Annotated in this window: 20 protein-coding genes; 8 read left to right on the top strand and 12 right to left on the bottom strand. The window is 71.9% G+C overall.

The window, feature by feature from the left end; all coding sequences use genetic code 11:
• Positions 1-20: 20 nt before the first annotated feature.
• Positions 21-773, top strand: coding sequence for a TetR/AcrR family transcriptional regulator (locus ACZ6EM_RS11575; protein ID WP_452176992.1), 753 nt, complete (start codon positions 21-23; stop codon positions 771-773).
• Between the two features lie 34 nt (positions 774-807).
• Here the strand turns inward: ACZ6EM_RS11575 and ACZ6EM_RS11570 are convergent, their stop codons facing one another.
• Positions 808-1,260 (bottom strand): nuclear transport factor 2 family protein, encoded by a 453-nt coding sequence (locus ACZ6EM_RS11570; RefSeq protein ID WP_465772293.1) that lies wholly within the window; start codon positions 1,258-1,260, stop codon positions 808-810.
• Positions 1,261-1,421: 161 nt separating this feature from the next.
• On the bottom strand, positions 1,422-2,366 hold the full coding sequence (locus ACZ6EM_RS11565) for a DMT family transporter (RefSeq protein WP_465772292.1): 945 nt from the start codon (positions 2,364-2,366) through the stop codon (positions 1,422-1,424).
• Positions 2,367-2,777: 411 nt separating this feature from the next.
• Here ACZ6EM_RS11565 and ACZ6EM_RS11560 point away from each other — a divergent pair, with 411 nt between their 5' ends.
• Positions 2,778-4,037, top strand: coding sequence for a chymotrypsin family serine protease (locus ACZ6EM_RS11560; RefSeq protein WP_465772291.1), 1,260 nt, complete (start codon positions 2,778-2,780; stop codon positions 4,035-4,037).
• A gap of 12 nt (positions 4,038-4,049) precedes the next feature.
• On the opposite strand, the gene ACZ6EM_RS11555 is transcribed toward ACZ6EM_RS11560, so the two are convergent.
• The 3 genes from ACZ6EM_RS11555 to ACZ6EM_RS11545 form a co-directional block, all read right to left on the bottom strand.
• On the bottom strand, positions 4,050-4,679 hold the full coding sequence (locus ACZ6EM_RS11555; RefSeq protein WP_465772290.1) for an RloB family protein: 630 nt from the start codon (positions 4,677-4,679) through the stop codon (positions 4,050-4,052).
• Complete coding sequence (locus ACZ6EM_RS11550) at positions 4,633-5,955, bottom strand: AAA family ATPase (protein ID WP_452176996.1); 1,323 nt, start codon at positions 5,953-5,955, stop codon at positions 4,633-4,635. Before ACZ6EM_RS11550 ends, ACZ6EM_RS11555 begins: the two co-directional genes overlap by 47 nt.
• Before the next feature lie 186 nt (positions 5,956-6,141).
• Positions 6,142-7,311, bottom strand: a complete 1,170-nt coding sequence (locus ACZ6EM_RS11545) for a methyltransferase domain-containing protein (protein WP_465772289.1) — start codon at positions 7,309-7,311, stop codon at positions 6,142-6,144.
• A 541-nt stretch (positions 7,312-7,852) separates the two neighbouring features.
• On the opposite strand from ACZ6EM_RS11545, the gene ACZ6EM_RS11540 reads away from it, so the two are divergent.
• Both ACZ6EM_RS11540 and ACZ6EM_RS11535 read left to right on the top strand, forming a co-directional pair.
• Complete coding sequence (locus ACZ6EM_RS11540) at positions 7,853-8,548, top strand: hypothetical protein (protein WP_465772288.1); 696 nt, start codon at positions 7,853-7,855, stop codon at positions 8,546-8,548.
• Between the two features lie 46 nt (positions 8,549-8,594).
• Entirely contained in the window at positions 8,595-8,816 is a 222-nt protein-coding gene (locus tag ACZ6EM_RS11535) for a hypothetical protein (protein WP_452176999.1), read from the top strand.
• Between the two features lie 59 nt (positions 8,817-8,875).
• Here the strand turns inward: ACZ6EM_RS11535 and ACZ6EM_RS11530 are convergent, their stop codons facing one another.
• Positions 8,876-9,406 (bottom strand): GNAT family N-acetyltransferase, encoded by a 531-nt coding sequence (locus tag ACZ6EM_RS11530; RefSeq protein WP_465772287.1) that lies wholly within the window; start codon positions 9,404-9,406, stop codon positions 8,876-8,878.
• 99 nt (positions 9,407-9,505) lie between these two features.
• Positions 9,506-9,940: an ATP-binding protein gene (locus tag ACZ6EM_RS11525; RefSeq protein ID WP_401043210.1), complete on the bottom strand. Its 435-nt coding sequence runs from the start codon at positions 9,938-9,940 to the stop codon at positions 9,506-9,508.
• 160 nt (positions 9,941-10,100) lie between these two features.
• Between ACZ6EM_RS11525 and ACZ6EM_RS11520 the strand changes: the two genes are divergently transcribed.
• The 3 genes from ACZ6EM_RS11520 (at position 10,101) to ACZ6EM_RS11510 (ending at position 12,159) form a co-directional block, all read left to right on the top strand.
• Positions 10,101-10,910 carry a helix-turn-helix domain-containing protein gene (locus ACZ6EM_RS11520; protein ID WP_465772286.1) on the top strand — a complete coding sequence of 270 codons (810 nt, stop codon included), beginning with the start codon at positions 10,101-10,103 and terminating at the stop codon, positions 10,908-10,910.
• Complete coding sequence (locus ACZ6EM_RS11515) at positions 10,907-11,107, top strand: DUF397 domain-containing protein (RefSeq protein WP_465772285.1); 201 nt, start codon at positions 10,907-10,909, stop codon at positions 11,105-11,107. Before ACZ6EM_RS11520 ends, ACZ6EM_RS11515 begins: the two co-directional genes overlap by 4 nt.
• Positions 11,108-11,319: 212 nt before the next feature.
• Positions 11,320-12,159: a hypothetical protein gene (locus ACZ6EM_RS11510; protein ID WP_465772284.1), complete on the top strand. Its 840-nt coding sequence runs from the start codon at positions 11,320-11,322 to the stop codon at positions 12,157-12,159.
• A gap of 333 nt (positions 12,160-12,492) precedes the next feature.
• On the opposite strand, the gene ACZ6EM_RS11505 is transcribed toward ACZ6EM_RS11510, so the two are convergent.
• From ACZ6EM_RS11505 to ACZ6EM_RS11490, 4 genes are all read right to left on the bottom strand, one after another.
• Complete coding sequence (locus tag ACZ6EM_RS11505) at positions 12,493-12,990, bottom strand: ATP-binding protein (protein WP_465772283.1); 498 nt, start codon at positions 12,988-12,990, stop codon at positions 12,493-12,495.
• Positions 12,991-13,189: 199 nt separating this feature from the next.
• Positions 13,190-14,434, bottom strand: a complete 1,245-nt coding sequence (locus ACZ6EM_RS11500) for a L,D-transpeptidase (protein WP_465772282.1) — start codon at positions 14,432-14,434, stop codon at positions 13,190-13,192.
• A gap of 214 nt (positions 14,435-14,648) precedes the next feature.
• The gene (locus ACZ6EM_RS11495) at positions 14,649-15,899 is read right to left on the bottom strand and encodes a L,D-transpeptidase (RefSeq protein WP_452177006.1); all 1,251 of its coding nucleotides are present in this window, start codon (positions 15,897-15,899) and stop codon (positions 14,649-14,651) included.
• Positions 15,900-16,116: 217 nt separating this feature from the next.
• Positions 16,117-17,430, bottom strand: a complete 1,314-nt coding sequence (locus ACZ6EM_RS11490; RefSeq protein WP_465772281.1) for a L,D-transpeptidase — start codon at positions 17,428-17,430, stop codon at positions 16,117-16,119.
• A gap of 216 nt (positions 17,431-17,646) precedes the next feature.
• On the opposite strand from ACZ6EM_RS11490, the gene glgX reads away from it, so the two are divergent.
• Complete coding sequence (gene glgX / locus ACZ6EM_RS11485) at positions 17,647-19,935, top strand: glycogen debranching protein GlgX (RefSeq protein ID WP_465772280.1); 2,289 nt, start codon at positions 17,647-17,649, stop codon at positions 19,933-19,935.
• 10 nt (positions 19,936-19,945) lie between these two features.
• On the opposite strand, the gene ACZ6EM_RS11480 is transcribed toward glgX, so the two are convergent.
• Positions 19,946-21,373, bottom strand: coding sequence for a family 2B encapsulin nanocompartment shell protein (locus ACZ6EM_RS11480; RefSeq protein ID WP_465772279.1), 1,428 nt, complete (start codon positions 21,371-21,373; stop codon positions 19,946-19,948).
• Positions 21,374-21,462: the final 89 nt, after the last annotated feature.

The raw sequence follows: 21,462 nt of genomic DNA, 5'->3' as shown, positions 1-21,462 counted from the left end.
AGTCGGAAGGAGCCCGCCCCGTGCCCGCTCAACAGGCCCCAGCCGGGGACACCCCCGCCGGCGACGACAGGCCCCCGGTCTCGCTCTGGGAGCGCCTGGCCCGCCCGGCCCCCGCACCGCGCACCACCCTGACCCCGCAGCGGATCGCCGAGGCCGCCGTCGCCGTCGCCGACGCCGAGGGCCTGGAGGCCGTCACCATGCGCCGACTGGCCGCCGAACTCGGCGTCGCCCCGATGGCCGCCTACCGGTACGTCTCCGGCAAGGACGAGCTCATCGAGCTGATGGTCGACTTCGTCTACGGCCGGCTCCCGCTGGGCACCCCCGCCGAGGGCTGGCGGGACACCATGCGCGCCCTGGCCCTCAACCTGCGGGCCATGCACCTGGCCCACCCGTGGACCGTCCGGACGGCCACCCCGTTCTCCCTCAGCCCCCACCAACTCGCCGTCCCCGAGCACGCGTTCGCCGCCCTGGCCGAACACGGCCTGGACGCCGACACCACCATGGCGGTGTTCCGCACCGTCACCGGCTACGTCCACGGCTCGGTCACCACCGAGGTCACCCTGAACACCCTGCGCCGCGAGCGCGGCTGGTCCGACGGCGACCAGACCCGGGCCGGCCTCGCCCCCCGGATGAGCTGGCTGATGGGCACCGGCCGCTACCCCAACTACCAGCGCTACCTCCACGCGGCCACCCGCAAGGACGACCCCGACTGGCAGTTCGAGACCGGCCTCGACTGCGTCCTCGACGGCATCGCCGCCCACTTCGCCCTCTGACCGGCCCGCGCCGGAGGCCGGCCCGGCCGACGCCCTACTCCCCGGCCTCCAGCCGCGCGGCGACGGCACCCAGCCGCCCCATCGCATGGGCCACACCCAGGCCGTCCATGTAGTCCCGGACGTGCACCAGCAGCCCGCCCCGGGACCGCATCACCAGCAGGCCCGGCACGGTGAACGGCTCGCCGGTGCCGGCGTGCGTCCCGACCACCTGCTGCTCGACGGTGAGCACCTCCGGATCGGCCCCCGGGTGGACGGCCACCTCCCGGATCTCCCGCGGCCGCGCCGCGCTCGGACCCCAGATCGCGCGGTACCCGGCCCGGATCTCCTCCCGTCCCCGGTACCGCTCGGGCACCCCGGGGAACAGGAACGGGAACTCGTGCACCCCGTCCTCCGCGTAGAGGTCGGCCAGGGCGTCCGCGTCCAGGCCGAGCATCGCCCGCCGGTAGCGGGCGAGCAGGTCGAGCGGGCCGGTGGCGTTGTCGGGCATGACGGGGATCCCCTCGTACGGCAAGGACGTCGGCGGCCCCGGTCGGGCCCGCCGCCGGCAAGCCCAACAGACGGGACCGCCGCCGGCAACCGGGTTCCGCGAACTTGCCTCTGCCGCACGGGAAGTCGGCCCGGCCGACTTCCCACGCAGGGGCGTCGGGCCTACCGCCGGGCGGGGAGCGCCAGGAAGGCCAGGCCGGCGGCGAGGACGGCGAGGCCGCACCAGGAGAGCGCCGGCAGGCGCTCGCCCAGGGCGGCCACGCCGAGCACCGCCGCGACGGCCGGTTCGGCGAGGGTCAGGGTGGTGGCGGTCTGGGCGCTGGTGTGCCGCAGGCCGTGGCCGAATAGCCAGTACGCGAGGAAGGTGGTGACCACCGCGAGGTGCAGCACCACGCCCGCCCCGCGCGCCGAGGCGAGCCACTCCAGGTCACCCGCGAGCAGCACCGGCAGCACGATCAGCGCCCCGCCGCCGAACATCGCGCCCATCACCCCGCCCGAGGGGTGCCCGGCCGTGATCAGCCGCCCGCCGATCAGCGAGTACCCGGCGTACGAGAGCCCCGACAGCGCCGCCAGCAGCACCCCCAGCGGGTCCACCGCACCGCCGCCCCCGGCGAGTTCGGGGCCCAGCACCAGGAGCGCGCAGCCGAGCACGGCCAGCGCCGTGGCCCCGGCCCACCGCCCGCCCGGCCGCCCCTGCCGGGTGAGCCAGCCGAGCAGCCCCGTGAACACCGGCGCGCTGCCGAGCGCGATCACGGTGGCCACCGCCACGCCCGTACGGCCGACCGCCGGGTAGAAGGTGACCGGATACCCGGCCACCGCGACCGCGCCGGCGACGAGCAGCCACCGCTCGCGCGGCCCGCACACCCGGGGCAGCACGCGGGCGGCGCGGTCGGTGAGGAGCAGCAGCAGCCCGCCGAGCACCAGCCCGGCGGCCCCGATCCCCGCCGCCGGGGCCCCGCCGGGCGCCAGCGAACTGGCCGTCCCGGTGGTGCCCCAGAGGACGGCGGCGATCAGGATCGGCCCCGCGCCACCGCGCGGGCGGGTGCGGCGGGTGCGGCGGGGAGTCGCGGGAAGGGAACGGGCGGGCGAGGACAAACGATTCGGCACAGTCGTGAACTTCCGTCGTCGAAAACCGTCGGGGGAACTGGTTCCGAGAACGGGCGCACGCCGTCGGCCCACGGCGGCCGCCATCGGGCCGGGCCGGGGTCGCAGGGGTCAAGCCACCGAAGCGCGCGCCCGATCAGGCGCTGAGCGGTGGCAGCACGACGTGCCAGTACAGGTTCACGGGCCCGATGCTATCCGCCCGCACAGGAAGTCGACAGGCCCGACTTCCTGCACGGCCGCCACCGGGCCGAGCCGAGCCGGGGGCGCAGGCGCCCCACCCGCCCCTCCCGGGGGCGCGTTGCCCCACGCGTGCACCGACTGCCGGCCCGGGCCGCGACGTCCGGACGTAGCGGACCGCCCATCCACCCCTACGCTGAGTAGCGACCCATCGACACATGCCGGAAGGACCCGCCCGTGCGCCGCTCCCGCCTCGCGTTGTCCCTGGTCCTGACCACCGTGGTCGCCTCCGGCCTGGTCGCCGTCGACACCGTTCAGGACGAGCCCTACCTGTCCGTCAGCCTGCCGGTGCTCCGCGACCCGCAGGCCCAGCAGCTGCTCCACCGCATGACGGACCCGGTGCAGGACTGGGTCGAGTCCGGGGATCCGGCGGCCGTCGGCTATGCCGGGACGGTGATCGACCCGGCGAATCAGCGCGCCGACATCTACTGGAAGGGCGAGGCCCCGGCCGAGGTCCGTTCCCTGCTCGACGCGAACGCCGCGAGCGCCGGCCCCGGCTACACCGTCGACGTCCACCGGAGCCCGTACTCCCGCGCCGAGATGCGCGCCGCGATCGACCGGTTCACCGCCGGCGTGGCGCGCGACGCGTGGACGTCGATCGGCCCGCAGGAGGACGGCACCGCCATCGCGATCACGTACGCGCGGGCGAAGGCGAAGCAGCTGACCGGCGGTGACACGGCCGTGCAGGCGTACTCCCGGCAGGCCGCCGAGATCGCCGGGATGCCGGTGACGGCCGGCATCGAGGAGACCCCGGTCGCGCTGTCCGGCAGCCGGCACTCCGACAGCGCGCCGCACTACGCGGGTGCCGAGGTGAGCACCGGAAAGGCGTCGTTCTGCTCGACGGCGTTCAGCGGCTGGAAGGGCGGGACGAAGGTGCTGCTGACCGCCGCGCACTGCGGCGGCGGCCGGTACTACAACGGCACCGGGAGCTACATCGGCGACCTGTCCTCGGTCGGGGACGGCCTGGACGTCGGCATGATCGCGATCAGCGGGAGCGGCGGCGGCCGGTTCTACGACGGCGCCTGGTCGGACAGGGGCGGCTCGTCCCGGCACACGTACGGGGCCGGGCGGAACAACGTCGGGGACCTGATCTGCCTCAGCGGTGCCCAGTCGGGGTGGAAGTGCGACGTGCAGATCAAGCGGGTCGACGTGGAGACGACGAACGACGAGGGCACGAGGATCAAGCCGGTCGACGTCGCGGAGTCGAAGGGCGGCGACCGCCGGGCGATCGCCGCGAAGGGCGACAGCGGCGGCCCGGCACTGGCGAACCCGTCCGGCCCGAACGGCGACATGGAGGCCCGCGGCGTGATCGTGGCCGCCCGGTCGGAGGTCGGCTGCCCGGCCGGATCCACGGCGCACCCGACGACCTGCTACGCGCAGGTGATGTACGTGCCGATGACCCCGGTGGTGAACCGGATGGGCTTCTCGCTCTCCTGACCCGGGGGCCCTTCACGGCTGTGCCTCGCCACCTCCGATGGCGAGCGCGAGCTTCCACATGCCGGTGGACGGGTTGACCTCGTGTTCCTTCCCTGATTCGGCCAGTTGTTTCGCCCGACTCGCAGCCAGCCGCCAGTGCGGCGCGTAGAGGTCGAACTTCATGCCGGTCTTCCCGTACCCGGCCGGGAACGCCTCATCAAGGGCCAGCATGAGCTGCTTGAACGATTGAGCCGGACGGCGATAGTCCTTGAAGTGCAGCAGGAGCCACACCTCGAAGCAGGGGTTGGAGAACGCCACCTCGATGTTCTTCTTCCGCGCCTCGACTGCCGTCTGCCCCAGGTCGGGAAATTCATCGACGTCGAGCACGCACCACGTCGCGTCGTACTCGCCGTCCGCTTGGTCACGCAGGAGCACCGCGTGATCGACGACCTGGGAGGGCGACCTCGGGCATTCGACGATCTTCAGTGAAACGGCTGGATTCCGGGCACTCGACTTGAGCCCCTGAAGGTAGTCGCGCTCGGTCACCTTCGCGCCGCAGACGACCAGCAGGCGCTGCCGCGACTCCCGATGCCCCGCCCGCCTGGTCAGTGACGTGTCAAAACTGGGACGCTTGCTTCCGCTCGGCTTCGCCGCCCTTGCCATCTTCATCCCCCCGCGCCGCCACGGCGCTGGCAAAATCGTCGTCGATGTACGGCACGCCGCCGTAGCTCCCGCTGAGGTACCGCCGCTCGCGGTTCTCCTCCTGGCGCGGCTTGAAGTCGGCGAGGGCGAAGAGCTCCGTCTCACCGTGCTCGTTCTTCTCCACGAACCAGACCTGGTCCCGCCGCAGGATCTCCTCCCCGCCGGTCCGGCCGAGCAGACTGGAGTCGTGCGAGGTGAAGATCAACTGGGCGCCGTTCGGATTGGTGGCGGAATCCTGGAAGAGCCCGATCAGGCGTGCGGTGAGAACCGGGTGGAGGCTCGAATCGATTTCGTCCACCACGAAGGTTCCACCCCGTCGGAGCGCCCCCGTGATGAGGGGTGCTTGCCGCAGCAGAGCCTGTGTTCCCTCGGACTCCTCGGACACGTCCATCCTGACGATCCCGTCGCGCCCGCGATGTCCTATCCACGGGCGCATGACCTCGCGCGGCCCGTTCTCTTCGAGGCCTGCCAACCGCCACTCCGGAATGCGCGCACCGTAGCGCCTCCGAAGCTCCCCCTCGTCTTCCAGCACGCGCTCGGTGCCGCAATCGGCGATCCCGAGGTCCGCGGCACGCAGCAGCTCGATGAACTCCGGGTACCGGTCCGGGTTTTCGAGGATTCGCGCAGCCCCGAGGCGGCCCGCGCCGCCCGGCAGCCGTCGGCTGAACTGGAGGCTCCGGGCGAACCAGTCGTACACCGGGCGGAAGTCGTCCTGCCGGGATCGCGCCGCGAGGGACATGAAGAGGACATTGGGTTCGGTGATGTTCTCGACCAGCTCCAGCTCTCGCCGGTGCTGCGAGTCACCGATCTCCACCCCGTCGGCCGAACGCTCGAAGATCTTGCGCTTCCTGCCGCGGGGAAAGCTGTGCAGCCACTCGTCGACCACCCGGTCGTCGTCAACGCTGAACCCGTAGGTGTAGCGGATCCCGTCGATCAGCAGGTCCACCACGTACCAGGACGGTTCCCTGCGCGCCGCCTCTTCGAGACGGAAGGGCTGCCGGGCCACACCACCGTCCGGCTCCGCGTCCCGGTGCGAGTTGACGACCATCCTGCTCATGTATGCCAGGGCATCGATCACGTTCGACTTGCCGGCGGCATTGGCCCCGAAGATGCCTGCCACGGGGACCGCTTCCCAGTGCGTCCCCGGCGGCCTGTCCGCTTCATAGACCGGGTTGAGCTGGAGCGATTGCTCGTCTCTGATCGAGCGGTGGTTCGCGACCCTGAAGTTCAGCAACATCTGTGATCCCCCCTTCGCGGGCTGTCAGGCCTTTCTGCGCAAGTGAATCGCACAAACAGGCCTTCGGCAAGCCTGAACAGGCTGCCGCAGGCCAGTGGCGCCCGCCCTGAAGCGCGAGAAGTCGGCCCACCCGACTTCTCGGGCAACATCGGCGTCACGCTGTTCAGCCGGAGGATCCGAGAACGGTCACCGCGTGGCCGGGTGCAAGCGTCCGATCGGCCAGCGCGGGCCGGTGTCCGGGTCGCCCTGCCACGCCCACTGGGAGTCGGGGGTGACGGTGACGCCGTAGTCGTACAGGTCGGGACGCCCCAGGCCCTCCCACTGGGACCAGGCGGCCAGCAGTTCGTCGCCGAGGCGGCGCGGCCCGCCCTGGAGGAGCAGCGGCCGACCGTCCGTGCCCGGGCGGATCTCGGCCCATGAGCGGTCCCCGTCGTGGACCAGGGCGGCCGGCCCGTCCGCGCTCTGTTCGGTGAACAGCACGGCCTCCGGGACGGCGACGCGCAGCGCGAACCGGAGGTGCCAGTCCTCCAGGCCGGCCGGGTCGCGGTCCAGTGCCCGGCGGGTCTCGGGTTCGGCGTCCCCACGCACCTGCGCGTACGCGGCGGGGCCGGTGCTCGGCTGGGCCGGGCCGGTCCGGTCGCCCATGAACCGGGCCAGGCCGTGGACCCAGCCGTGGGCGGCGGCACCGTCGTCGGCGACGGTGAGGGCGACGTACCCCAGCCGGCCCCAGGGGTAGACGATCCGTCCGCCCGGCCGGACCGCCGCGACCCAGGACCAGGGGACGGTCTCGACGGCGTAGGCGGCGTGGAGGCGGTCGACCGGGCCGCCGCCCGGCACCCCGCCACCGGTACCGTCCCCGGCCGCCGCCTCGACGTCGAGCCCGGCGTCCGCGAGCCTGGCCCGGGCGAACGCGGCCAGGTGCTCGTCGACCTCGGTGGTGACCACCCGACCCGGCCCGGCCCGCCAGGCGGACAGCGCCGCCGTCCAGCCCTGGCCGGTGCCGATGTCCCACACCCGGTGCCCCGGCTCCACCCGGAGGCTGTCCAGCATGTCCGCCACCACGGAGGGCGCGGACAGCGACGACGACGGGAGGCCGCCGGTGAGCTGGGTGACGGCCGGGGCATCGACGCCGGAGTACAGCTCGGCGGCCCACCTGTCCCGGTCCTCCGCGCGGTCGATCGGCACGTAGGACCGGCCGTCCCACCGCCACAACCGGTCCGGCGCGAACCGGTCGCGCGGCAGCGCGGCGAAGGCGTCGCGCAGCCACGGCGAATCCTCCGGCCACGCCCTGCGCCGCTCCATCTCCGCGTCCAGGCCGGCCCGGTACCCGGCCAGGCCCCCGTCGTCGCTCGTCATCACTTCTTGTGTTTGCCGTTGCTCGGCGGCGGCGGGGTGACCTTCCCGTCGGCGTTGTTCGGCGGGGGCGTTCCCTGGCTCGGGTCCTGCGGCGGCTTCGAGTGCTCTCCCATGCTGTTCTCCTGTCACTGGGACGGACACAACCGGTTGCCATCCTGGCGCCGCATCGCATCCAGAGGTAGGGGCGTGCGGGAGCGGCCATGGGCGCGTCCGGTGGCCCTTGCCCTGTTCGGAGGTCGTCATCATGGTTCGCCCTGGATGCAGGCTTGGTTGCCGACGGCCCCAAGGTCGAGGCATCGGCTGGTTGACGAGAAGCAGGTTGTACGGATGTCTTCGGAAGGGATCTCCGACGGATGCCGCGCGACGCCTACAAGGCGGAGAGCAAGCGTGATGAGTGGAACCTGCTCGGCATCGACCGCGAACACCCGCGATGTCCCTGGGTGTTCTGTCCCGTGAGGCTGGGGATGCGGCTGCCACCGGAGGCGTCGGCGCCCGGAAAACCCCGGCGGGCCTTCCGGGCGCTGACGTAGGATCCGGCCCCGTGCAGAGTGACGATACGACCACGTTCGAGAGTGCCCAGGCGGCCGAGAAGCCCAGCGGCCTCCGGGCGATCTGGGCGAACACCCTGGAGCCGGTGGCTCCGCTGCCCTGGTACCGGCGGGTGCCCCGCAAGGCTCTGATCGCGGGGGTCGTGGTCGTCGGCCTGTTCGCCGCGCTGACCGTCGCGGCGGTGACCGGGGCCGGCGCCCCGACGCGGCACCGGATCGTGCTCGCGGACCGGATCGGCGACCAGGTGCGGCTCCCGGACGACGGCAGCACCCTGGCCCTGCGCGCCGACATCGAGCGGCAGATGACGGCCCTGCGGCCGTATCGGGAGCTGACGGTGGCCGGCTACGGCGCCGCCGGGTCGACCGAAACCACGCTGACCGTGATCGGGCTGACCGGCAGCTTCCCGGACGTCCGGCGGGAGCTGGACAAGTACTTCGGCACGCAGACGATGAGCGACCCGTCGGACAACCCGGTGGTCGCGCGCCAGGACTACCCGGCCGGCCCCCTCGGCGGCGCGCTGGACTGCGCGGTGCTCGACTACCCGGCCGCGTCCCTCACCACCTGCGCCTGGGCGGACGGCACGACCGTCGGCATCGTCGTCGACGAGACGGGCGCCGGCGAGCCCGAGGAGCTGGCCCTGCGCACGCTGGACATCCGGGCCACCGTCGAGGTCGAGGCGAAGGACTGATCGACGGCCCGGCCGGAACTGTCGGACACGTCTCAGGGTCGCCGGAATGAAACCCAACCTTGTGGACCCGGCAACGGTCACCACGGAGATGGCCCTGCGGATTCGCACGTGGCGAGTCGACGAGGACCTCGGCTGGCGCTCCGTGGCCCGGGCCGCGACCGACCTGTGGGGCTCCGAGTACGGCAGCAACCAGATCTATGGCAGGGACCTCTGCGTCGCCGCCGCGAAGGTGCTGGGCGAAGACCCCGACCGGGAACCGTGGAACTGACCCCGGGTGAGCGTGAGAAGTCGGCCCACCCGACTTCTCACGCGGGCGGCGGGGCCCGGTCAGTCGTGGGCCGGCGGCGGGGACCAGAGGCCCAACCACTGGTCTGCGCCGAAGGCCTCGAAGCGCTCGACCTCGGTGAAGCCCAGCTTCGCCGCGAGGCGCATCGAGGGGAGGTTGGCGGTCTGGGTGGCGAGCACCGCCGGCTCGCCGGGGAGCACCCCGGCGAACCAGTCGAGCGCCGCCGCACACGCCTCGGCGGCGTAGCCGCGTCCCCACGCCTGCGGCAGAAACAGGTAGCCGAGCTCGGCCCTCTCGCCGACCCGGCCGAGGCGCCCCGCCTCCTTGCGGAGCAGGACCTGGCCGATCGTCTCCCCGTCGAGATCGACCGCGAAGATGCCGGGGCTGCGGCTGGGCGCCCCCGGCATCCCGCGCTCGATCTCGTCACGCGGCCGGGCCCCACCGAGGTAGGTGTTCACCTCCGGCGAGGCCAGCAGCTCGATGAACGCCGCCCGGTCCCGGGCCGCGGGCTCGCGGAGCACGAGCCGCTCGGTCCTGATCGGGGCGGACGGCGGCCAGGGAAGGGGGCGCATGGTGGTCTCCTGATCCTCTCGGGCGGCGACTTCCGGCGCCGTCGAAGATCAGGACGCGCTCCGGCGCGACGCCAGTTGCGTGCGCCCGGAGGACCGGGCTCAGCCGTGCGGGTTGGCCGGGGTGGGGAGGGCCAGTTCGCACCAGACGGTCTTGCCGATGTAGCCCTCACCGCGCAGGTGGGCGCCCCAGGAGGTGGAGAGGGAGGCGACGAGTCCGAGGCCACGGCCCGACTCGTCGTCGAGGGTGGCGTGGCGCAGGGTCGGGAGCGTGGCGTTCGCATCGGAGACCTCGATGCGGAGGAGGGAGTCGGTGGGGAGGAGGACGCGGACGCCGATCATCCGGTCGCGCTGGGAGCGGGCGTGACGGCAGGCGTTGGTGACGAGTTCGCTGAGGAGGATCAGCCCGGTCTCGGCGGAGTCGACGGGCACCTCCCACTCGAAGGCCTGCCGGATGAAACGGATCCGGGCACGGCCGGCGCTACGAGGGAGGCGGGGGAACATCCACTCGACGACATCGACGGGGTGAGTGAGCATCAGAGTCCTTGGGGGGCGTACGGACGGCTTCACTCGGGAGAGCTGAGTTCGGCCATTTCACCCTTCAAGCGTCGGCAGCCGGGCATAGCCTCAGCAGTAACGTCGTAAGTACAGCCAGAGCTTGACCGCCCTGTACCAGGGCAGGGAGGGGTGCGGGGCCGTGAGCACGCCGAAGCAGAACCCGATGTCGTGGAAGTACTGCGGCGACCAGGTCAAGCGCTGGCGCACGCTCGCCGGCGTGTCGCGGGAGCAGCTGAGCAAGGCAGCCTGCTACGACATCGAGAGCGTGCGGTCGATGGAGGCGGGGAGGCGGAAGCCGACGCTCAAGCTGCTCCAGGCGGCAGATGAGCTGTGCGACGCGAAAGGGATGCTGATGGCTGCCCACCCGTACCTCGCCCCCGAGGACAGGCCAACTCGCAGCGACAGCTATCGCGAAGTCGAGGACGAAACAGCTGCCATCTACTCGTATGAGCCCCTCTACATTCCAGGCCTCTTGCAGACCAAGGAGTACGCACGAACACTCCTCAGTTACACCATGCCTCCTGTGGATGACACGACCGTAGAAAAGAGCCTCGCAGTTCGCCTGGAGCGACAAGAGCGACTTAGGCTGCCCACAGTGCTGTTCAGCTTCACCATCTACGAAGCCGCCTTCCACACCAACGTCGGCGGCGTGGCGGTCATGAAGGCGCAACTGCACCGACTACTAGAGGACGAGCGTTCGCGCAACGTTCAGATCCAGGTTGTGCCAATCGGACGCACGATCCCGTCTGCGCTCTCCGGATCGCTGATCATCATGGAAACGATCAACAACGAGCAGTACGCGTACATCGAGACGCATGGAACAAATGCACTCCACTCAGAATCGCGCCTCGTGGGCGAACTCGGTCGACGCCACGCCATGATCCGCGCGCAAGCCCTGAATGTCCGGGACTCAGCGCAACTCATCAGGAAGACACTGGAGCAACTATGAAAACTCCAAGGCCGTGGTTCCGATCCAGCTACAGCGACTACGAAGGCGGCAACTGCGTCGAGGTCGCCCCCTCCCCCTCCGCCATCCACGTCCGGGACTCCAAGGACAAGGCCGGCCCGACCCTCACCTTCTCCCCCGCCGCCTGGGCCGCCTTCGTCTCGTTCGCCCCCGAAGCTCAAGCGGCGCCGGTCGAGTGACCCCTTAGTGGAACGGTGAGATAACCACCTTCCAACCATCCCTGTGCGCAGCAGATATGACTTATCGTCATCACTTCGCCGCAGCCGGTTCCGCCGTGTAGCGTGCGCAGCAACGAAACAACCCCCGCCGGTGTTAGCAGCACCGAACGGGGGTCTGACCGGCACGATCGAAATGCGAGCTCGATCCTGTGGCTACCCACAACTCTACCGCCATGGCCGCCCCCGGATACGGCAAGCAGTCCGCCCCGGAGCAACTCCCCCGCTCCGCGCGCAACTTCGCCCACCTCCCGGCGCGCGAGGCGTACCTCGCCTCGCTGATCGACCACCTCCCCGACGGCGCCGCCATGGACGCGAAGACCCTCGCCGTCCTCCAGCCCCACTACGGGCAGATGGCCTGCCGTTCGGCCCTCACCAGGCTCTCCACCGCAGGTCACCTGCGCCGTGTCCGCGAGCGGGTCGGCGACCGGCAGTGCCGCTGGGTGTTCCGCACCTACTTCTCCCGCACTCCCCGCTCCGACGGCTGGTGGGCGCACTTCCTCGCCACCGGGGAGACGTCAACGCCCGCCGCGCCCGATCCCCCTGTCGAGCGAACGCGCAACCGCACCTCCCCCGTCTCGGCCGCCTACGCCGCCCTCGCCGGCCTCGGCCTGGTCGACCCCCGTCTCGCCCTCTCCGCCGCCGACTGCGCCGCGCTCGAACCGCTGGCCGCCGAGTGGCTGGACCGAGGGGCCACCCTTCCGCTCTTCACCGCCGCGCTCACCGCGAGCCTGCCGCCGGACATCCACAGCCCGGCGGGCTTCACCCGCCGCCGCCTGATCGACAAGCTTCCGCCCGAACGCCCGCAGCCGCCGGAAGCCGTCCGCATCCCCGAGTGCACCGACTGCCGGACCCCCTGCCGACCACAGGTCCTCCTCGGCGGCCTCTGCCGTGCCTGCCGCAGCGGCGGCGGAAATGCGACCCCACGGCCCCGCTCCGGCGGCCTCTCCCCGACCGCCGTCCGCGCGCACGCCGCGCGAGCCCGCCAAGCCATGGTCACATCGCCGCGATCGTGAATATTCACAGGCAATGGCGTTAACGTATGCAAAATCCAAAGGTGAACTAGGTAACAAGCCTTGCATTCCAAGACGCCTGGTTTGCCCGCATGCTGAGATCCGTGCGATAGTCGAAGCGGCCCACCGGCGGGCGACACCGCACGCCGCCCTGGGTCGATGACTTCGGCGGGCCCGACCTGGCACTGCCGACACCCATCGCGCGGCACGCACCCCCTTGGCCGGCGCGATGACCTGCAAGGGCCCCCGCCCGCCGGACCACGGCGAATCCGGGGGCCCTGCGTGTTTTCCGGGGAAACCGTCGGCCCCGCCCGGACCTCGGACCCACCCCGGCCCTCAGGGCCGCTCGCGCACCTTCAGCTCGAACCAGACACCCTTGCCCCGCGGCAGCAGGTCCGCGCCCCAGCGGTCGGCGAGGTCGTCGACGATCTTCAGCCCCCGCCCCCGCTCGTTCACCGGCCTGGCCTCGGCGAGGATCATGCAGGGCAGCGCCCGGGAGGAGTCCCGGACCTCGATCCGGAGCCAGCCGGGCTTGCGGCTGACGTGCAGGCCGATGGTGCGCCCGGCCGCGTGCCGCACCGCGTTGGCCACCAGCTCGCCGGTGAGCAACTCCCCGGCCTCCAGGTGCTGGTGGAGCTCCCAGGACTCCAGGACGGAGAGCACCAGTCTGCGGGCCACCGGGCCCGACTCCGGCCGGGACGGCAGCCGCACCTCGTTGGGCGCCGACTGGTCGCACAGTCTGCCGGAGTACAGCTCCTCCAGCTCCTCGGAGGTGAGCCGCTCCAGCGCCGAGAGCCCGCCGCCCTGGACGTCGATCCAGGAAACCTCGGCCACCGCGCCGACCCCGGGAACCGATGACTGATCTGCTTCGCCCCAACCCGCCATGCGGACCATCATTGCGGAACGCAAGCAGCCGCGTACGGACAATGAGCAAACGATCTCCGCGAGTCGGCATATGCCGGAAGCAAGAAGGGGTCACCCGGGCCGACTTCCGTCAATCCCGGGTTGACCCCTCACACGCCTCAGCAGCCGGTCACCAGTTGCTCCACGGGACGTTCCAGCCGCTCAGCCCGTTCGCCGGGTCGAGCGTCTCCTTCCGGATCGAGTTCTTCACGACCATCACGTCGCCGACCAGCGAGCCGTCGTAGAACTTGCCCATGGAGGTGCTGGCGCCGCCGCCCTCGACGTCCTTGAGGCCCACGCAGCCGTGGCTGACGTTGTCCTCGCCGAAGGTGCTGCTGCTGCTCCAGTAGTTGCCGTGCACGTACGTGCCGGAGTCGGTGAGCCGCATCGAGTGCGGGACCTGGAGGTCGTACGGCGCGCCGGTCATCCCGGGCAGGGTGCTGGACTGCATCCGCACCACGCCCTCCTTGGACATGACCACCATCGTGCCGTTCCAGGTGGGGTGTTCGGGTGCGCCGGCGCTGATGTCGATGTCGCTCGACGCACCGTCCCGTACGACCGTCATCTTGTGTGCCGCGGCGTCAACCGTCGAAACCTGGGACCGCCCGATCGTGAAGGGCTCGTCCCGGTCCGCGCCGTACACCCCCGGGGCGATCTCGACGCTCTTGAGCCGGTAGTGCACGACCACCTTGGTCCCGGGCGTCCAGTACTGCTCCGGGCGGAAGTCCAGCCGGCGGTCGTTGAACCAGTGGCCCTTGACCACGGTGCCGTTGTCGGTCTGGAAGGTGATGCCCCGCAGGACCTCGTCCTTGTTCTTGACGTCCTTGCCGAAGTTCACCGAGACGATCATGCCGACGCCGTACGTGGCGTCGTTGTCCACGTTGTCGGAGGCCTTGGCGAGCGCCGTCGGCGTCAGCGTGGTGAAGCTGCTGTCCGCCGTGGCGACCGCGCCGTTCGCGTCCGCGGCCATCGCGCTGACCTGGTAGGCGGTGCCCACCTCCAGGCCGGCCGTCGGCGTCCAGGAGGCGCCGTCGGCGGAGATGGTGCCGGGGACCTCCTTGCCGGCCTTGTCGCTCACCTTGACGGTGGTGAGCCTGCCCCCGGTCGCGCCGATCCTGAGCGCGTTCGGCGCCACGTCCACCGAGCCGGCCTTGGGCTCGATGCTCACGGCGGCCGTGGAGACCTTCGGCACCGCGCTGGTGGGCACCGCGCTGGTGGGCACCGCCGCCGCGGGCGTGGCAGCGGCCCCGCCGGCCCCCAGGTCGGCCTTGGCCGCGCTGCCCCCCGTACCCCCGCCGCCCCCGCCGCAGGCCGCCGTCAGCGTCATCGCCCCGCCGACCAGACCGACCGCCACCACTCTGCGTATCGACCTCAACGTCGATTCCCTCCCTCAGAAGATCCGAGAAACTCCCCGTGGACCCGACGGACCCGACCGGTTGCACGCACCCGGCCACCGGAAAGGTTGCGCCACGCGTGGGGCTGATCGCCCCGGAAACCGCGGCGGCCCGACCCCAACGGGTGAGGATCGGGCCGCGCGGCGAAGGACTCGCCGGAGGGCCCGGGTATCCGGGCCCTCCGGCGGGTAGGGCCTACCAGTTGGCCCAGTCCACGTTCCAGCCGCCCAGCCCGTTGGAGGGCGCGACGGTCTTCTCCTTGGTGTTCACGACCTTGATCGGGTCGCCGATCATCGAGTCGTTGAAGAACTTGCCCGCGACCGAGCTGTCGCTGCCGCCCTTCACGTCCTGCATCGACACGCAGCCGTGGCTGGCGTTGGTCTTGCCGAACGGGCTGGCCCAGTAGTTGCCGTGCACGAAGGTGCCGGAGGTGGTCAGCCGCATCGCGTGCGGCACGTCCTGGATGTCGTACTCGCCGCCGAGACCGACGGTCTGCGAGTTCATCCGGGTGACCTTCTCCTTGGACATGACCACCATCGTCCCGCCCCAGGACGGCGTGGCGTCCGCGCCCAGGGTGACCGGCAGGGTGGCGCTCTGACCGTCCCGCTCGACGGTCATCTGGTGCGACTTGGCGTCCGCGGTGGAGATCATCGACCGGCCGATGGTGAACGGCTCGTCCTTGTCCACGTCGCCGTAGATGCCGGGCGCGACCTCGACGTTCTTCAGCCGGTACTTGACGGTCACCTTGGTGCCCGGCGCCCAGTACTGCTCCGGGCGGAAGTCCACCCGGCGGTCGCCGAACCAGTGGCCCTTGACCACGGTGCCGTTGCTGGACTCGATGCTGATGCCCTTGACGACGGCGTCCTTGTTCTTGACGTCCTTGTTGAAGTTCACCGAGACGATCATGCCGACGCCGTAGGTGGCGCCGTCGCTGATGTTGTCGTTGGTGGCGATCTTCTTGTCCGGCGTCAGGGTGGTGAACGAGGTGGTGGACGCGGCCACCAGGCCCTCGCCGTCCTTCGCCTGCGCGTTCACCTTGTACGCCATGCCGACCGCGAGCGCCCCCGCGGGCTTCCAGCCGGAGCCGTCCGGGGTGATCGCCCCGTCGACCGGCTTGCCGTCCTTGTCGGTCACCTCGACCGTGGTGAGCTTGCCGTTGGAGACGGACACCTGGAGCCCGTTCGGCGGGACGTCCTGGGCACCGTCCTTCGGCTCGACGGCGAGCACCGCGGCCGAGGGCTTCGGCGTGGCCGACCCGCCCCCGTCCGCCGCGGCCGAAGCCGAGGCCCCACCGCCGGCCGCCGAACCGCCCGAACCGCTGCCCTTGTCGTCGTTGCAGGCCGCGGTGAGCAGCAGCACCCCACCCATGACCAGCGCCATCGCACTCCTGCGCCCGTAGCGGTTGGTGGTGCGTATCGCTGCGCCGGCCGTCTTACCCGTCTTCACGGTTTCTCCCCTCCCGGTATTCACTCACTTGACGCGCTGAGTGCCCCCATGAGTTGCACTGTCCGGCCGATCTTTCCGGCCGGACCCCGGACGCGCCGGAGCAGGATAACTAAGCCTTCCGAGTGAAAGCTGAGGGGAGTCGGGTTGACGGCGTGTGAAGCAGGCGTGAAGTCGGGACGGAACGGGACGGAAACCCCCTCGGACCCCTGAACGGCCCTTACGGCACGGCCGGCGGCACGGCCGGAACGGACACCACGGCCGACGGAACCCCGGACTCGGACGCCCCGACCGACACCGCCTGCGGCAGCGCGCTCCCCGCCACCCACTGCTCCCACGGCACGTTCCAGCCGTTGAGCCCGTTCTGCGGCGGCACGAAGTCCCCGGACGAGGCCTTCACCTCCAGCACGTCCCCCGGGATGGTGTGCTCGAACAGCCAGCCCGCCGGGGAGTCCTTGCTCGCCCCGCCCTTGGCATCGGCCAGCCCGATGCAGCCGTGGCTGGTGTTGGTGGCGCCGAACACCCCCGGGTCGGCCCAGTAGTTGCCGTGCACGAAGGTGCCGGAGGTGGTCAGCCGCATGGCGTGCGGGACGTCCTTGATGTCGTACTCGTCGCCCATGCCGACGGTCTGCGAGTCCATCCGGGTCACCTTGTACTTCTCCGACACCACCATCACGCCCCGGTAGGTGGAGTGGTCCCGGCTGCCGCCGGAGACCTTGAGCACCCGGACCACCGCGCCGCCCTGGCCGGCCCGGACGGTCAGGGTGTGGGCGTCCAGGTCGACGGTGGAGACCTGCGCCCGGCCGACGGTGAAGTGCAGCTCCCGGCTCTGGGTGCCGAACTCCCCCGGCGCGCCCTGCACGTCCTTGAGCCGCAGCGCCACCGCGACCTTGGTGCCGGCCGCCCAGTACTGCTGCGGGCGGAAGTCCAGCCGCTGGCCGTCGAACCAGTGCGCGGCCACCGGCACCGGCGGGTCGGCGGCGACCTGGACGGCCTTCTCCACCGCCGCCCGGTCGGTGATCGGACGGCTGAAGCGCAGCGACACCGGCATGCCGACGCCGACCGTGGAGCCGTCCTCCGGGGTGAAGAAGGCCACGAAGGTGTGCGCCCGGGCGACGGTCGTGAACGCCGAGTGCTGGGCCGCCTTCTGGCCCTGCTCGTCCTCGGCGACGGAGTCCAGGGTGAACGCGGTGCCGAGCGGCAGCGGGCCGTCCGGCGCCCAGCCGGTGCCGTCCGGGGCGATCGTGCCGGGCACCTCGGTGCCCTTGGCGTCGGCCAGCCGGACGGAGACCAGCCGGCCCTGCGCGGCGCTCACCCGGACGGCGCCCTCCGGCTGCACGTCCTGCGCGCCGTCGGCCGGCTGCACGGTGAGCACCGCCCGGGACGGCGCCGCCGGCGCGGTGTGCCCACCGGCCGCGACCGCGTCCCCGTCCGGCACGGCCGTGGAGCCACCGCCGCCGCAACCCGTCAGGACGGCAAGGCAGCAGGCCACCGCCGCCGCGCCCCGCGCCCACACCCGTCCTCGGCGCCGCATCCCGGGGCCCTCCCACTGTTCGCGTCCGACGCCGGGAACAACGAGGCGCATCGACGCGGGGACACGCCGATCGCCCCGGAATCCCCCCATCCCGTCAACCCGTCACCCTGGCCGCCATCCGCCGGTAAGCCCCCGTTCAACGGCTTCCGATCTGCGCAATCCGGGAAGGAGAAGGTGAACGGGGTCCGGGACACCCCGCCCAGGGAGGGTGCGGCCATGGCGTCAGGGCAGGAGCTGGAAGCCGGGGTACGGCCGGTCGGCGGTCCGCACCGCACCGCCGAACCGCCCTGGCCCGGCAGCTGGCAGCCGCTCGGCGCCCGCTGCCGCACCGACCGGCGCGGCCGCCGGGGCACCAACTTCGCGCTCTGGGCGGCCGGCGCCGAGGCCGTCGAGCTGTGCCTGTTCGACGAGGACGGCCGGGAGAGCCGGCACCACCTCACCGAGCAGGACGTCCAGATCTGGCACGGCTTCCTCCCCGACGTGCACCCCGGCACCCGCTACGGCTTCCGCGTGCACGGCCGCTGGGACCCGTGGACCGGCGCCCGCTGGAACCCGGCCAAGCTGCTGCTCGACCCGTACGCCCGCGCCGTGGACGGCTGTTACACCTCGCACGACGCCGTCTGCTCCGCCGTCCGCAACTGGCCCGAGGCGGACGTCGCCGACACCGTCCGGGACAACCGCGACTCCGCGCCGTACGTGCCCAGATCCGTGGTCGTCCACGACGACGACGACTGGTCCGACGACCACCGCCCGAGGACCCCGTGGGCCGAGACGGTGCTCTACGAACTGCACGTGCGCGGCTTCACCATGCGCCACCCCGAGGTCCCGCCGCAGCTGCGCGGCACCTACGCCGGCCTCGCCCACCCCGCCGCCGTCGCCCACCTCACCCGCCTCGGGGTGACCGCCGTCGAGCTGCTGCCGGTGCACCAGCACGCCAGCGAGGACCACCTGCAGGCCCGCGGACTGGTCAACTACTGGGGCTACAACACGATCGGCTACTTCGCCCCGCACGCCGGCTACTCCGCCTCCGGCTCCCGCGGCGGCCAGGTCGGCGAGTTCAAGCGGATGGTCCGCGCCCTGCACGCCGCCGGGATCGAGGTGATCCTGGACGTGGTGTTCAACCACACCGCCGAGGGCGGCGCACTCGGCCCGGCGCTCTCGCTGCGCGGCATCGACAACGCCGCCTACTACCGCCTCCCGCCCAACCGCCCCCGCGGCTACGCCGACTACACCGGCTGCGGCAACACCCTGGACACCCGCCGCCCCCAGGTGATCCGGCTGATCACCGACTCGCTGCGCTACTGGGTCGCCGAGATGGGCGTGGACGGCTTCCGCTTCGACCTGGCCGCCGCGCTGGCCCGCGGCGGTCCGAACGGCGGCGACGCCGTCGACATGGACCACCCCTTCCTCGCCGCCGTCGCCCAGGACCCCCTGCTCAGCCGGGTGAAGCTGATCGCCGAGCCCTGGGACGTGGGCCCGGGCGGCTACCAGGTCGGCGGCTTCCCCCCGCTGTGGGCCGAGTGGAACGACAAGTACCGCGACACCGTACGGGACTTCTGGCGCGGCGCCCGCCCCGACGTGCGCGAGCTCGGCTACCGCCTCTCCGGCTCCTCCGACCTCTACCAGCGGGCCGGCCGCCGCCCGGGCGCCTCGGTCAACTACGTGACGGCGCACGACGGTTTCACCCTGCGCGACCTGGTCTCCTACGACCGCAAGCACAACGAGGCCAACGGCGAGGACAACCGGGACGGCACCGAGGACAACCGCTCCTGGAACCACGGCGCCGAGGGCGAGACCGCCGACCCGGCGGTCAACTCCCTGCGCCTGCGCCAGCTGCGCAACCTGACGGCCACCCTGCTGCTCTCCGCCGGCGTCCCGATGATCACCGCCGGCGACGAGCTGGGCCGCACCCAGGGCGGCAACAACAACGCCTACTGCCAGGACAACGAGGTCGGCTGGCTGGACTGGTCGCTGCTGGAGCAGCCCGGCTGGCAGGAGCTGTGCGAGCTCACCGCCCGGCTGGTCCGGCTGCGCCGGGCCCACCCGGTGCTGCGCCGCCGGGCGTTCTTCTCCGGCCGCGCCACCGGCCCCGGCGGCCGGCCCGACCTCGTCTGGTTCACCCCGCGGGGCACCGAGATGACCGAGGCCGACTGGTTCGCGCCGACCGCCTGCCTCGGCATGCTGCTCTGCGGCACCGCGCTGTCCGAACGGGACGAGGCCGGGCTGCCGCTCAGCGACGACAGCTTCCTGCTGCTGCTCAACGCGGGCCACGAACCGGTGGTGTTCACCCTGCCCGGCGAGCCCCGCGCGGCGCCGGCCGCCGAACGGGAGCCGATGACCGGGCGGGAGGCGCCGGCCGGGCGGGAGGCGGCGGTCGGGCGGGAGGCGGCGGTCGGCTGGGAGACGGTGGTCGACACCGCCGCGGGCCCGGACGGACCGTGCCCGCGCGGCGCCGTCGTGCTCGGCGGGCGCTCGCTGCGGCTGCTGCGCGCGCCCGCCGCCTGAGGGCCCGGGCTCAGCCGCGGGCGTGCCCGAGCTCGACGTTCTCCAGCACCCCGATCGCGTCCGGCACCAGCACCGCCGCCGAGTAGTAGGTGCTGACCAGGTAGGAGGCGATCGCCTTCTCGTCGATGCCCATGAACCGCACGTTCAGACCCGGCTCCACCTCGTCCGGGATGCCGACCTGGGTGAGGCCGACCACGCCCTGGTTCTCCTCGCCGACGCGCATCGCGATGAACGCGGTGGTCTGCTGGTCGGACACCGGGATCTTGTTGCACGGGAAGATCGGCACCCCGCGCCAGGTCGGCCGCTGCTTGCCGAGGACGTCGACGGTGGACGGGTAGACGCCGGCCCGGTTGCACTCCCGCTCGAAGGCCGCGATCGCCCGCGGGTGGGCGAACAGGTAGTCGGTGTCACGGCGCATGCTCAGCAGCTCGTCCAGGTCGTCCGGGGTGGGCGCCCCGGCGCGGGTCTGGATCCGCTGGTCGAAGTCGGCGTTGCCGAGCAGGCCGAACTCCGGGTTGTTGACGAGCTCGTGCTCCTGCCGCTCCCGCAGGGCCTCGACGGTCAGCCGCAGCTGCTCCTCGGTCTGGTTCATCGGCTGGTTGTAGAGGTCCGCGACCCGGGTGTGCACCTTGAGCACGGTCTGCGCGACGCTCAGCTCGTACTCGCGCGGCTTCAGCTCGTAGTCCACGAAGGCGCCGGGCAGCTCGTACTCGCCCCGGTGGCCGGCCGAGAGGTCGATCCTCGCCTCGCCGTGCTCGTTCTGCGCCTGCGCGACGTCGGCGGCGAAGCCCAGCAGCTGCTCGCGCAGCGCCTCGGAGCGGCCGATCAGCTCCTGGAGCACCGGCCAGGACAGCGTCATCGCGACCCCTGAGGTGTTCGCCCGCACGGTGTACGGCCAGGTGCCGCCGCCCTCGGTGATCGCCTCGGCGCCCAGGTGGTCGCCGTCCGCGAGCGAGCCGAGCACGGTCGGCTCGCCGTACTTGCCGGTGCCGATCCGGTCCACCTTGCCGTGCGCGATCAGGAACACCTCCTCGATCGGCGCCCCCTCCCGCACCAGCACGTCGCCCTGCGCGAAGTCCCGCTGCACGAACCGGCGGGCCATCTCGGCGAGCACCTCCTCGTCCTCGAAACCGCGCAGCGCCGGAACCTCGGCCAGCGAGGGGGCGATCACCGTCACCGCGGAGCCGGTCTTCGCGAAGCTCACCCGGCCCTGCCCGGGGGCGAAGCTCAGCCGCCGGTTGACCCGGTAGGTGCCCGCGCCGACCTCCACCCACGGCAGCATCCTCAGCAGCCAGCGGGAGGTGATCTCCTGCATCTGCGGCTTCGACTTGGTCGTCGTCGCCAGGTTCCGCGCCGCGGTCGTGCTGAGGCTGAGCTGGGCCCGTACCTGCACGATTGCGGAGCCGGGCCCCGGGGTGGGTTCGGTTTCGACCGTCATGTGTGCACTCCTGTCACTCGCGCATCAAAGGCAGTCCGTCAGGAGCTGTCATCGGCCGATCAGCAGGGCGCTCGCAAGAGGCGCGCGGC

This window comes from Kitasatospora sp. NPDC041917, assembly GCF_055589745.1.
The sequence above is the reverse complement of the archived record's forward strand: the minus strand, read 5'-3'. Positions and strand labels throughout refer to the sequence as shown.